The sequence below is a fragment of the Kitasatospora sp. NPDC096204 genome, assembly GCF_044763205.1.
Lineage (GTDB): Bacteria > Actinomycetota > Actinomycetes > Streptomycetales > Streptomycetaceae > Kitasatospora.
In genome coordinates this window covers 86,225-98,268 of the sequence record NZ_JBIWFT010000013.1, presented here as the reverse complement: position 1 = coordinate 98,268, position 12,044 = coordinate 86,225, and the positions used below count along the sequence as shown (strand labels likewise).

Genomic DNA, 12,044 nt, shown 5'->3' with positions numbered 1-12,044 from the left:
ACCCGGGGCGGCGCCGACCCCCCGGAGGGAGCCGCACGGGGACTCCCCGGGCGAGCCCGAGAAGAGCCAAAAGGCTTTCATGGCCGTGGAGTTCACCCCCGATGGCGGCCCGTCCGGGTGAGCCTCCGGACGGGCCGCCCCCCGGCCGCCGGACCGGGCCGGCAGAACGGGAACGGGGCCGTGGAGCGCCCGCGCACCCCGCGAACGGTGCGCAGAGTGTCGTATCCCGGTGCACCGCCAGCACATCACCGCATGTCCGGACATCGGCCGGCCGGCCCTGGTAACGCGCCCGGGCCGCCACCCCGAGCCGTCGGCCACCGCGCCGCCGCGGGCCGTCAGCCCCGGATCGCGCCCGTCGCCAGGCCCGCGGCGATCCGGCGCTGGACGAGGAGGAAGGCGACGACCACCGGCAGCGCGGTGAGGGTCGCGCCGGCCATCAGGCCGCCGTAGTCCGTGCCGAAGCTGGTCTGGAAGGAGACCAGCCAGATGGGGAGCGTCCGCTTGTCGTTGCTGGAGAGCAGGACGTACGCCAGGACGTACTCGTTCCAGGCCTGCACCAGGGCGAAGATCGAGGTGGCCACCAGGCCGGGGGCGAGCAGGGGCAGGGTGACGTGCCGGAAGGCGCCCAGGCGGCCGCAGCCGTCGACCATGGCGGCCTCCTCCAGCTCCGGGGGGATGGCGACGATGAACCCGCGCAGCATCCACACGGTGAACGGGAGGGCGAAGGCGAGGTAGGTGAGGACCACGCCGGTCAGGGTGTCGGTGAGGGCGAGGTCGTTGAGCAGCAGGTAGACGGGGATGACGAGGGCGATGAGGGGGATGGTCTGGACGCACAGCAGGGCCAGGACCAGCGCCCTGCGTCCGGCGAAGGAGAAGCGGGCGACGGCGAAGGCCGCGAGCGTGCCGATGACCAGGGAGACCAGCACCGTCCCCGCCCCGATCAGGACGCTCGACCGCACGTTGGCCCAGAAGGACTCCGAGCCCACCGCCCGGCGGAAGTTGTCCAGGGTGAACGGCCCGGGCCAGAACGTCGGCGGCAGCCGCAGGATCCGGCTGGCCGGCCGGAACGCGGTCAGGACCATCCAGTACACCGGGAAGGCCATGACGGCGGCGCCGAGCAGTCCGACGGCGTTCGCGATCCGGCGGCTTCGGCGCCGCCGCCTGTCACCGGTCATTCGACCTCTCCCGTCCGCAGCACCTGGCGCAGGTAGACCGCGGACCCGCCGAGCAGCAGGACGACGGTGACCAGCGCGATGGCCGCTCCCGCGCTGTAGCGGTTGACGGCGAACGACTCGATGAAGGAGTAGACCCCGAGCAGGTAGTAGTCCCGCTCCGGCTGTCCGCCGCGCATCAGCCAGATCTGGCTGAACGCCCCGAAGTCCCAGATCGCCGACAACGCCGCGACCACCGTGAACAGCGGCCTGATCACCGGGAACGTCACGTGGCGGAAGAGCACCAGTCCCTTCGCGCCGTCGACCCGCGCGGCCTCCTCCAGTTCGGCGGGGACCTGGGTGAGCGCCGCGTGCAAGGTGATGGCGGCGAACGGGATCGCCCCCCACACCACCACGGCGACGATCACGGCGAAGCCCTGCCACGGGTCGGCGAACCAGTTGTGCCCCCGGAAGTCCGCACCGGTGAGGCCGCCGAGCAGCCAGTTGACCACTCCGTAGTCGGCGTCGGACAGCCAGCGGAAGACCGACGCGGCGACCATGAACGGCATCGCCCACACCGCGACCAGGACCCCGACCATCACCACCCGCACCCAGGGCGAGACCAGGCGCAGCAACAGCGCGAAGGCCAGGCCGAACAGCATGGTCAGCCCGGCGCAGACGACGGCGAACGCCACGGTGCGGGCGACGACGGTCCAGAAGAACCCGTCGGAGAGGACCTCGCGGTACTGGTCCAGCCCGACCCAGGGCGGGGCCGTGCCGGCGAACAGCTGCTTGCGGGTCATGTCCTCGAAGGACAGCAGGACCATGTCGACCAGCGGGTAGCCGAGCACCAGGAGGAGGGTGCCGACCATGGGCGCGATCAGCAGGTACGGGGTGGCGCGGCGTCCCCTGCGCCCTGTGGTCGGCCCGCGCCCGCCGCTGCGGCGGCGCGTGGACGTGGCGTTCTTCACGGCGTGCCCCCGGAGGATCGCCGCGCCTCAGTTCTTGTCGATGACCGCATCGATCCTGCCGTCCGCCGTCTTCGCGGCCTCCTCCACCGTGTGCTTGCCGGTGGCGATGTCCTCGAGCATCTCCTGCAGGATGTTGGCCTTCTCGACCGCCGCCCAGCCGGGGGCCGGCGGGGTGACCCAGCCCCGGGTGGCGGCCTTCGCCGCGGAGCCGTTGACGCCGGCGGGGTCCACCTCGGCGAGCTGAGCGGTGTTGTTGGGCAGGGTGTTGGCCTTGATCAGCCGCTGCTGGGAGGTCCGGTCGGTGAAGAGCCGGATCCAGTCCTGGGCGAGCTGCCCGTTCTTCGACTTCGCCGGGACGGCGAGTTCGGAGCCGCCCAGGAAGGGTGGCAGCGGCCCGCCCGAGGGGCCGGGGAAGGGGAAGGTGGCGAACCGGCCGCGCAGCGCCGGGTCCCCTCCGGACTGCGGGTCGGCGGCGGCCTCCGCCTCCCAGGTGTTGCCGTAGAACACCGCGACCTTGCCCTGGCCGACCACGGCCGGCTCGTCGCCGTTGTCCTTGGACCGGTCCCCCACGTAGTAGGCGTCCAGCAGGCCCTTCCAGGCCTTCAGCCCGGCCACGGACTCGGGGCTGGACAGGGCGCTCCGCCAGTGGCCGTCCGTCTTGACGGCGATCTCGCCGCCGGTGTCCTTCACGAAGGCCATCGCGGCGTACCAGTAGCGGCCGGGCATGTAGAGCGCGGAGAACGCGTGGTCCTGGGCACCGAACTTCGCCTTCAGCGCGTCGAGGTCCGCGATCAGCTCCGGGTAGCTCTCGGGCGCCTTCGTCAGACCTGCCTGCTGGAACAGGTCCGTGCGGTAGATGCCGACCCGGGCACCGACGTAGTAGGGCACGCAGTAGGTACGGCCGTTGGACTCGCAGGGCTCCCGGAGGGCGCCGAGCCACTGGGCCGACTGGTCGAAGGCCGAGGGCTCGACCGCCGTGAAGGCGTCGTTGACGATGTAGTTCACGACCTCGCTGTTGCCCATCTCCACGACGTCCGGCACGTCGCGGCCCGCCAGGGCGGCGTCCAGCTTCAGGTTCTTGGTGGTCCACTGCTGGTACTCGACCGCGACGGACACCCCGGGATGCTGCTGCGCGAACCGGGCATTGGTGGACTCCACCAGGTCCGGCCAGCTCTCCTGCGCGTCGACGGTCAGCCACACGGTGAGGCGCTGTGAGCCCTTCGCCGATCCGCTTCCACCGCTCTCGCAACCCGCCACGCCCGCCAGCACCGCGACGGCCGACGCGATCGCGACCATCCCGCGCAACCCTCTCGCCATGCCCCCTCCTCATCCGCCGATCTGCCGGTCGCCACTACCCAGGAATTTGTCAACTCACGCTACACAAACCGACTTTCGGCCATCGCCGCGCGGCGGGAATCCTGATGGAGCGTCAGATCGAGGGGGCCGGCACGTGGGCGGATCCCCTCGGGGGCACGGACGGCCGACCGCGCCGTCGGCCTCGACGATGGCGCAAAGCGGACGGAGGTCGGCGCGGAGGTCGACGGCGTGCGCCATCGCGGCGAGGTGAAACGGGATATGACGTACCGTCAGTTCTCGGCGGCGTGGACCGCTCCGCCCGCCGGCCCCCGACGCCTCACCCGCGCGTCGCGCCGCTCAGACACCGCTCAGGCACCGCTCAGGCACCGCTCAGGCACCGCTCCCCGGCGCCTCGGGTCCACGGCCGAACGCCTTGAGGAAGGTGTCCACCGCGGCCCGGGCGATGACGTTCAGCTCGGCGTCCGGGACCTGCCGGGTGCCGCAGCGGGAACGGGTCTCCATCGGGCCGGCGAGCAGTGCCATGAACTGTTCGGCGGCGCGGACCGGGTCGGTGGCCTTCAGCCGCCCGGAGAGGGTCAGCCGGGCCAGCCGGTCGGCCATCGCCTCGGTGACCCGGTCGACACCCCGGCCCTGGACGGTGTCCAGCAGGTCGGGGAAGCGGGCGACCTCCGAGTAGAGCAGCCGGCGCAGGGCCCAGGACTGTTCGCTGCGGTAGCAGAGCAGCAGGGCCCCGGCGACGGACACGAGCGCGTCGCGAAGGTCGTCGCAGGACAGGGGCAGGCCCTCGACGGCGGCCAGGTTCCGGGCCGTCGCCTCGTCGGCGGCGATGAGGACGGCCTGGCGGAAGAGGTTCGCCTTGTCGTTCAGGTGGTTGTAGACGGTCGGCTTGGCGACACCGGCCTCGGCCGCGATCTCCTGCACGCACGCGTCGGTGTAGCCCCGGCGGGCGAACACCGTGAACGCGGCGCTCAGGATGGCCTGCCTCTTGTCGATGCGGCCGCGCGGAGCCCCGCGTCCGGCCTCGACTGTCGCACGTGCTTCGGTCACCCGGTCATCGTACTCGCGGCGAACTCGACTTGGACTCACGGGTTCAAAATTGTGGACTTGTTGGTTGCGAACCTGACTGAGTGGCCGTTAGATTCGGCTCGTTGATCCACAAGCTTTGAGTCCGGCGCAACCCCACGCACTCGACCGGAGAAGCAGCCATGTCCCGAGACCGGGCCGATCGGCTCGCACCCCCACACCTGCTCGACGTCATGAGCGCGGCCGTCTCTCCCGGCGTCCGCCGGATCGTCCTGGACGCCGACGGCGCGGCCCTGTCCGCGCTGCTCTGCGAGCCCGAGCACGGCCCCGCCCGGGCCGTGGTCGTCGCCCTGCACGGCGGCGGCACCAGCGCGTCGTACTTCGACGGCCAGGCCGACCCGGACCAGTCGCTGCTGACCCTCGGCGCACGCCTCGGCTACACCGTCCTCGCCGTCGACCGTCCCGGCTACCGCGGGTCCGCCGGGCAGTTCCCGGACGGGCAGCGGCTCGCCGACCAGGCCGGCACCGTCCGCGCGGCCCTGCGGGACTTCACCGCCCGGCACGCCCCCGGCGCGGGCCTGTTCCTGCTGGGGCACTCGCTCGGCGGCAAGCTCGCCCTCGGCCTCGCCGCCGACCCGGACGGGCTCGACCTCGTCGGCCTCGACGTCTCCGGCTGCGGCCACGAGTACGCCGTCGACCCGCGCGACATCGTCGCGCCCGGCGGCAAACTGTGGCGGCACCACTGGGGTCCGGTGCGGCTGTACCCGCCCGACACCTTCCGCACCAGCGGCCAGGTGGTCGCCCCGATGCCCGACCACGAGAAGGCGGACGCCATCGCCTGGGCCGAGGACTTCGCCGCGCTCGCCCCGCGGGTGCGGGTGCCGCTCCGGCTGACCTTCGCCGAGTACGAGGCCTGGTGGCGCCACGACGACCCGGCGCTGAGCGACCTCGCCGCCCGCTTCACCACCGCCCCCCGGGTGCTGGTGGACCGTCAGCCGGACGCCGGTCACAACATCAGCCTCGGCTGGGCCGCCCGCCCCTACCACCTGCGGGCGCTCGCCTTCCTGGCGGACTGCCTGGCCGCACGCGCCGCGGCCGGCCCCGCGCGGACGGCCGCCTGACCCGGTCCGCCGCCGTACGGCAGTGGACCCCCGAAGCTCCGGTGCGCGAGCCGCGCGGACCGGCCGCCGGACTTCCGGCGAACCCACCCACCCACCCCCTGGAGGGGCACCATGAGCACTGTCACCGCCGAGCTCGAGTTCGACCTGGACCTCGACCTGGAGATCGTCGTGGAGGAAGGCGCCGTCGCCGGCGCGAAGTCCTTCACCGGGACCGGCACCTGCCTGTCCTGCCCGATCACCTCCTGGCTCTGCTGACCCGGTGACCGGTGCCGGGCGGTGCGCGCGGAGTGCGCGCACCGCCCGGCACCGAACCGCGCGGCCACGGGCCGCGCGGGACGACGGACGGACGGGACGGACGAGCGGAACGGGGATGGACGGGATGCGGACGGACAGCGGGACCGGCTTCGAATCGGCGGGAGTGGCGCTGCTCCGCGCGGCCGTCCTGCCACTGCCCGCGGACGGCGGCGGGACGCCCTCTCCCGGTTCCGGTGACCCCGACCACCTGCGGGCCGAAGTCGAACACCTGGCCTCCGAGCCGGAGTTCATGGCCGCGGTGGACCTGGCGAGCCCCGCCCTGGCGGCGGAGGCCCGGCGGGTGCTCGCCGGGGAGCCGCTGAAACCCCGCCGCTTGCGCCGCCTCGCCGTCTCGCTCCTCAAGTACCGGCTGCGGATGACCCACCGCGCGACGCCCTTCGGCCTGTTCGCCGGCGTCGCCGTCGCCGGCTTCGGAGCCTCGCCCGCCGCGGACCTGGGCACCGGGCACCGGCCGGTCAGCCGTCCGGACGCCGGATGGCTGGACGAAGTGCTCGGCGCCCTGCTCGCCGACCCCGCGGTGCTCCGCGGCGGCCGGCTCGTCGCCAACGCCCTGCGGGTCGAGCGTGAGGGGCGCCTGGTGCTGCTCGACGTCTACCAGGCCGACGGCGGAAGCCAGTTGCACCACTCGGTCGGGCTGAGCCCGGCCGTGCGGTACCTGCTGGAGTGCGCGGCCGAGCCGGTCGGCTGGTCGGAGCTGCTGGCCCGGACGGCCGAGCGCTTCCCCCAGGCGGAGGGCGCCGCCGTCGACCGCGCCATCACCCAACTCGTCCGCACCCGCTTCCTGTTGAGCGACCTCGTCCCGCCGCCCGAGTGCGCGGACCCGCTCCGGCACGTCCTGGACCGGCTGGACGGGCTCGACCACCCGGCGGCCGCGGCCCTGCGCGGCGTCCGGGCCTGCCTCGCCGCGCTGGACGCCGCCGCCCCGGGCGACCGGGGACGCGCGCTCACCGCGGCGCGCGAGCGGATGGCCGCGCTGCACCCGGCCGAGCACCCGATCCAGACCGACCTCACCCTGGACGCCCGCGTCGTCCTGCCGGAAGAGGTCGCCCGCGAGGCCGAACGGGCGGCGGACACCCTGTGGCGCCTCTCCCTGATCCGGCCCGGCAGTCCGCACCTGCGCGAGTACCACGAGGCCTTCCTGGAACGGTACGGCACCGACCGGGCCGTACCGGTACTCGAACTGCTCGACGAGGGACGTGGGTTGGGACTTCCCGCGACCTACCGTGCGGCAGCCGAACGCCCGTCCCCGCATCCGGGGGCGCAGGCCCGTGACCAGGTGCTCGGTGAACTCCTCCTCGCCGCCGTCCGGCGGGCGGCCGACGGCTCGGTACCGGAAGTCCGGCTCGACGAAGGGGCGTTGGACAGCCTCGCCGGGCCGGAGTCGCGACGACGCCCCGGCTCCCTCGAACTCGGCGCCGAACTCCTCGCCGACAGCTGGGAATCCTTGTGCGCGGGAGACTTCCGGCTCGTCCTGGGCGGCAACCCGGGCTCCCCGCTGGCCGGTGCCACCTTCGGCCGGTTCGCCCACCTCCTGGGCGAACGGGCCGACGACGTCGCCGCGTTCGTACGGCGGGCCGGGGGCGGCGCCGAGCCCGGGGAACGCGCCGCGACCGTCGCCTACCGGCCCCGCGCGATCCGCTCGGGCAACGTCGCCGTCGTCCCGCAGTGGCTCCCGGACCGGATCCCGCTGGGCGTCGGCCCCGCCGCGACGGAGGGCACCCGGGACCTGCCGGTCGGGCAGCTGGCCGTCCACGCCGACCTCGACGGCCTCCGGCTCACCGACACCCGCAGCGGGGAGCCCGTCCGCCCGGTCTCGTACTCGATGCTCAACCCGGCCGGCGGCCACCTCCCGCACGTCGCCCGGTTCCTCCTGGAGCTCGGGCAGGAGGGCCAGGACTGGTGTCTGCCCTGGAACTGGGGCTCGTGGTCGACGGCCCCCGTCCAGCCCCGGGTCAGCCACGGCCGCACCGTCCTCGCCCCCGCGCGCTGGCTGCCCGACCGCGAGCTGACCGCCGGCGTCGCGGGGCCCGACCGGGAAGCGGCGGTGGCGCGCTGGCGCGAGCGCTGGAGCGTGCCCCGGCACGTCCTGCTGACCCGCGCGGACCACCGCATCGCCGTCGACCTCGACCAGCCCCCGCACCGGACGGTCCTCGCCGAGGAACTCGCCCGCCCCGGGCTCGCCGTCGTGGAACGCCTCGGCGCCGACCACCCCGGCACCTGGCTGACCGGCCCGGACGGCCCGCACGCCACCGAGCTCGTCCTCCCCCTGCTCGCCGCCCGCGAGCCGGCGAACCGCACCGCGCCGCGCCGACCCGCCCCCCGCCCCCTGCCGGACCGGGCATCCGCCACCCACCTGCCCGGCGGGGAGTGGCTGTACGCCAAGGTCTACGTCCCGCAGGCACGCCAGGACGGGCTCCTCGCCCGGCACTCGGCGCTGGTCACGGACCCCGCCCTGCTCGCCGAGGCCGGTGTGGACGACTGGTTCTTCCTGCGCTACGCCGATCCGGATCCGCACCTGCGGCTGCGCTTCCACGGCAAGCCCGCCGGCCTCTGGACGGCCCTCCTGCCCCGCCTGCACGGCTGGGCCGAGGAGCTGCGTGCCGCCGGACTGGGCGGGCGACTCGTCCTGGACACCTACGACCCCGAGACCGAACGCTACGGCGGGCCCGCCCCGCACGACTCCGCCACCCGGGTCTTCCATGCCGACAGCCGACTGGTGATCGCCCAACTCGCCGCCGGGAAAGAGGTGTTCGGCCTGTCGGGCACGGCACTCGCGGCCCTCGGCGTGCTCGACCTCGTCACCGCCCTCGGCACCCCCGAGGAGGCCCTCGCCTGGCTGAGCGGCGGGCCCGTCCGCGCCCGCATCGGGGACGTCGACCGGGACGGCAAGAAGACGATGGCCGCACTGCTCGACGAGAACTGCCGGCCCGGGCCCGGGCTGACACCGGAGACGGCCGGGCCGTGGGCCGCACGGGCGGACGCCCTCGCCGGCCTGCGCACCGCCATGACCGCCGCCGCGACCGATCCGATCCGCCGGGCGTCCATCGCGACGAGCCTCGCCCACATGCACTGCAACCGCCTCCTCGGCCCCCGCCCCGACGACGAGGCCCTGGCCCACGCGATCGCCCGCGAGGCCCTGTCCCTGCGCATCGACCGGAAGCGGCACGGCCGATGAGCGCCCACAAGACCCACCGCACCGGGACGGCCCGGCCCGCCGCGCACCAGGAACGACCGAGCGGCGCGGAGCGGACCGCGCGCACGGCCCGGGCCGTCGCCCACCAGGTCGGCGAGCGCCTCCGCGACCCGCAGCACGTCGCCGAGACCGCCGGGCGGGCGTTCGCCACCGCCCCGGCCGACCTGCTGCTGCCCGGCTGGCAACCCGCCTCCGCCCTGCTCGGGCACGCCGGGATCGCCCTGCTGCACGTCGTCCGGGCGCGGCACGAGCCCGACTGGTCGTCCGTCGCGCACGCGCACCTGGCCGCAGCCGTCCGATCCGCCCCCGCGGCCGGCCCGGCCGGGGCGGGCGATCTGATCCTCCCGGCCCTGCTGCACGCCCGCCTGACCGGCGGATACGCCAAACTGCTCGCCCGCAGCACCGAGTTGGCCACCGCCCACACGGCGGCCTTGGTCGCCGCGCTCGACGCCCGGCTGACCGAACAGGGGCCGGGCCTCTCCTACCTGGACTACGACACCGTCGCGGGTCTCGCGGGCCGGGGCCGCGCCCTGCTGGCCGCCGCGGGCTCCGGAGACGAGCGCGTCACGGCGGTCCTGTCCGACCTGCTGCGCCTGCTGGTCCGGCTGACCCGACCCACCCGGGTGCGGGGCCGCGAGGTGCCCGGCTGGTGGTGCGCCCCGGAGCGCTACGTCGTCGACCGCGACCGGCTGGCGTACCCGTCCGGCGACTTCAACCTCGGTGCCGCACACGGGATCTGCGGCCCGCTCTCGCTCCTCGCCCTCGCCCACCGCGCGGGAGTCGTGGTACCCGGCGGGCCGGAGGCGATCCGCTCCGTCACCGACTGGCTCCTGGCCAGGGAACTGACGGACGCGGCGGGCGCCTACTGGCCCGCGCGGATCCCGTACGAGGAGGAGACCGGCCAGGCCGTCGGCACCGGTGCCGCCACCCCCAGGGCGGGCTGGTGCTACGGCGCGTCCGGCATCGCGTGGTCCCTCCACCTCGCCGGTCACGCCCTCGCCGATCCGGCGGTCGGGGCCCGCGCCCGGGACGCCATGCGCGCCGCCGTCGCCCGGCCGCTCCCGAGCACGATGGCGGACGACACCGGCCTGTGCCACGGCCGCGCCGGCGTGCTGCACACCGCCGTGCGGATGGCGGCCGCGACCGGCGACCCGGTGCTGTGGGCGGCCGCGGACCGTGCCGCCGCCGAACTCGCCGCCGCCTTCGACGAGTCCGCGCCGTTCGGATACCGCCAGTACGTCCCCACCGGCACCGGCCCCCGGTACCTGGACAGCCCGGCCCTGATCGACGGCGCCACCGGAGCGGCCCTGGCCCTGGCCGGCTACGCCGACGCGCAGGCCGACCCCGGCGGGGCGGACGGACCCGACTGGGACGCGGCCCTGCTGCTGACCTGAGACCGCCGGCGCCGCCCCGAGGTCACGCGGGAGCGCGGACCGACAGCGCCCCCGTCGGCGCGGCCTCGGCGCGCCTTCACCCGGCTTCTGCGCGGCGTCGCGCGGCGGGGCGCGCGGCGGATCCCGTCGCCGCGCTCCCGCCAGGGTGAGCCCCCGGGTCAGCGCTCGCGCCTCCGGGCCTTCAGCGGGACGGCGGGCAGCTCCGGGGCGGGCAGCCGGTCGCCGGCGCAGCCGTGGACCTCGCCGAAGCGGTCGCCGGCCGTCTCGGCATCAGCCGGGACGGAGATCGACCGCGATCGGCGGCCATCGGTCTCACAACACCGTGTGATGGATCGCGGTGATCGTCGCCGTGGCGTCGAAGCCGAGTACCGGATCGGGCCGGTCGGAGAGCAGGCTGGCGTAGAGCGGGCGGTAGTGGGCGACCTTTCGCCCCGTCCGGCCGTCGGTACCGAAGGAAGCCAGCAACTCGCCTTCCCGGGCGGCGAACCCGGTCATGGCGGTGTGGTCGATCCAGACCTCGACACCGGAACGGCCGAGCACCAGGTTGCTCTCCTTGCTGCTGGAGCCGGTGAGCCAGCTGCTGCGCAGCCGGGCCGAGCCGATCTCACCCCGGGACCGGAATCCCACGGTGCACCACGCGCTCGCGCCGCCGTCCGTCTGCCGGGCGGAGGTGAGTCCGGTGAGCTCCACGAAGCGGGTGAGCATGCTGAGCTGGTTCACCCCGGAGTCCATCCAGCTGGAGACGTACGTGGCGAAGGCTTCCGCTCGTCGCAGGACATAGGGGTCGTAGAAGGCGGAGGTGATGGTCGTGACCGGCCCCCACTCGGGGTGCGCGGCGATCAGCTCCGCCGCCCAGTCGACCTCCGGGGAGAAGGCGAAGTGGTGAGCGGTGAACACGCGGCCGCACACGTCGGCCTTGCCGTCCAGGTCACGCAACGCCGCGAGGGATCCGCGATCATGCACGAGCGGCTTCTCCACCAGGATCCGGCCCGTGGAGCGGAGCAGGGTCAGCTCGGTCAGCTCGGCGTGCGTCTCCGTCGGGGTGGCGATCACCACCAGGTCCGGCCGGTGCTCGTCCAGCGCGCGGGCGAGGTCGCCGTGGTGGGGCGGCCTCCGGCCTCGGAACTCCACGGCCGCCGCGGGTCGGGGATCGACGGTGAACTCCAGCTGCACGTCCGGCCGTTCGGCCAGGACGGCGAGGTGGGTCTCGGCGATGACGCCGACCCCGACGAAGCCGACGCGTACCGGCTCGATGCGTACCGGGTTGGCCATGAGCACTCTTCCCCTCGTCCGGTCCGGCCCTGCGCCTCAGGGCTCCGGCGCCTCGTCGTCGCGCGGCCACCCGCGCCAGCCGGCCCAACGATACGGCCGGGCCGGCGGGGCGGCGCGACCCGGTCGTCGCCGGGGTCCTCGATCACGACGGTGTCCGGATGGGTGGTGACGTCCGGGTTCGGGTACGCCGGATCGCCGGTCTCGTAGCGGAGGTGGGCGGTCACGGTGTCCCGGTTGACCGCGCCGCCGGTGCCGGGGCGCACTGCTGGAATTCACCCGGGACGTAC

The 12,044-nt window shown here is 74.6% G+C and carries 9 protein-coding genes and 2 pseudogenes; 4 read left to right on the top strand and 7 right to left on the bottom strand.

The features are described from left to right. Positions 1–335 precede the first annotated feature (335 nt). From ACIQ87_RS16635 to ACIQ87_RS16620, 4 genes are all read right to left on the bottom strand, one after another. Positions 336–1,175: a carbohydrate ABC transporter permease gene (locus ACIQ87_RS16635; RefSeq protein WP_402406711.1), complete on the bottom strand. Its 840-nt coding sequence runs from the start codon at positions 1,173–1,175 to the stop codon at positions 336–338. Further along, a complete protein-coding gene (locus ACIQ87_RS16630; RefSeq protein WP_402406709.1) occupies positions 1,172–2,122 on the bottom strand; it encodes a carbohydrate ABC transporter permease in 951 nt (316 codons plus the stop codon). The genes ACIQ87_RS16635 and ACIQ87_RS16630 overlap by 4 nt, the downstream gene beginning before the upstream one ends. A gap of 27 nt (positions 2,123–2,149) precedes the next feature. Beyond that, positions 2,150–3,439, bottom strand: coding sequence for an extracellular solute-binding protein (locus ACIQ87_RS16625; protein WP_402406706.1), 1,290 nt, complete (start codon positions 3,437–3,439; stop codon positions 2,150–2,152). 369 nt (positions 3,440–3,808) lie between these two features. Further along, positions 3,809–4,486: a TetR/AcrR family transcriptional regulator gene (locus ACIQ87_RS16620; RefSeq protein ID WP_402406704.1), complete on the bottom strand. Its 678-nt coding sequence runs from the start codon at positions 4,484–4,486 to the stop codon at positions 3,809–3,811. A 209-nt stretch (positions 4,487–4,695) separates the two neighbouring features. Here ACIQ87_RS16620 and ACIQ87_RS16615 point away from each other — a divergent pair, with 209 nt between their 5' ends. The 4 genes from ACIQ87_RS16615 (at position 4,696) to ACIQ87_RS16600 (ending at position 10,485) form a co-directional block, all read left to right on the top strand. Beyond that, positions 4,696–5,583 (top strand): alpha/beta hydrolase, encoded by an 888-nt coding sequence (locus ACIQ87_RS16615; RefSeq protein ID WP_402406949.1) that lies wholly within the window; start codon positions 4,696–4,698, stop codon positions 5,581–5,583. A 111-nt stretch (positions 5,584–5,694) separates the two neighbouring features. Next, complete coding sequence (locus tag ACIQ87_RS16610) at positions 5,695–5,838, top strand: hypothetical protein (protein ID WP_402406701.1); 144 nt, start codon at positions 5,695–5,697, stop codon at positions 5,836–5,838. 124 nt (positions 5,839–5,962) lie between these two features. Further along, entirely contained in the window at positions 5,963–9,073 is a 3,111-nt protein-coding gene (locus tag ACIQ87_RS16605) for a lantibiotic dehydratase (protein ID WP_402406699.1), read from the top strand. Further along, positions 9,070–10,485 (top strand): lanthionine synthetase LanC family protein, encoded by a 1,416-nt coding sequence (locus ACIQ87_RS16600; RefSeq protein ID WP_402406697.1) that lies wholly within the window; start codon positions 9,070–9,072, stop codon positions 10,483–10,485. Before ACIQ87_RS16605 ends, ACIQ87_RS16600 begins: the two co-directional genes overlap by 4 nt. 158 nt (positions 10,486–10,643) lie before the next feature. On the opposite strand, the pseudogene ACIQ87_RS16595 reads toward ACIQ87_RS16600, so the two are convergent. The 3 genes and pseudogenes from ACIQ87_RS16595 to ACIQ87_RS16585 all read right to left on the bottom strand — a co-directional run. Beyond that, a pseudogene (locus tag ACIQ87_RS16595) lies at positions 10,644–10,742 on the bottom strand (pirin family protein); the annotation flags it as partial. A 55-nt stretch (positions 10,743–10,797) separates the two neighbouring features. Further along, positions 10,798–11,757, bottom strand: coding sequence for a Gfo/Idh/MocA family oxidoreductase (locus ACIQ87_RS16590; protein ID WP_402406694.1), 960 nt, complete (start codon positions 11,755–11,757; stop codon positions 10,798–10,800). 125 nt (positions 11,758–11,882) lie between these two features. After that, positions 11,883–12,020, bottom strand: a pseudogene (locus tag ACIQ87_RS16585) (acyclic terpene utilization AtuA family protein); the annotation flags it as partial. Positions 12,021–12,044: the final 24 nt, after the last annotated feature.

Coding starts and splice junctions, on each gene's coding strand:
- ACIQ87_RS16590 (WP_402406694.1), bottom strand. CDS start 11,757: ATGGCCAACCCGGTACGCATCGAGCCGGTACGCGTCGGCTTCGTCGGG.
- ACIQ87_RS16615 (WP_402406949.1), top strand. CDS start 4,696: ATGAGCGCGGCCGTCTCTCCCGGCGTCCGCCGGATCGTCCTGGACGCC.
- ACIQ87_RS16635 (WP_402406711.1), bottom strand. CDS start 1,175: ATGACCGGTGACAGGCGGCGGCGCCGAAGCCGCCGGATCGCGAACGCC.
- ACIQ87_RS16600 (WP_402406697.1), top strand. CDS start 9,070: ATGAGCGCCCACAAGACCCACCGCACCGGGACGGCCCGGCCCGCCGCG.
- ACIQ87_RS16610 (WP_402406701.1), top strand. CDS start 5,695: ATGAGCACTGTCACCGCCGAGCTCGAGTTCGACCTGGACCTCGACCTG.
- ACIQ87_RS16605 (WP_402406699.1), top strand. CDS start 5,963: ATGCGGACGGACAGCGGGACCGGCTTCGAATCGGCGGGAGTGGCGCTG.
- ACIQ87_RS16625 (WP_402406706.1), bottom strand. CDS start 3,439: ATGGCGAGAGGGTTGCGCGGGATGGTCGCGATCGCGTCGGCCGTCGCG.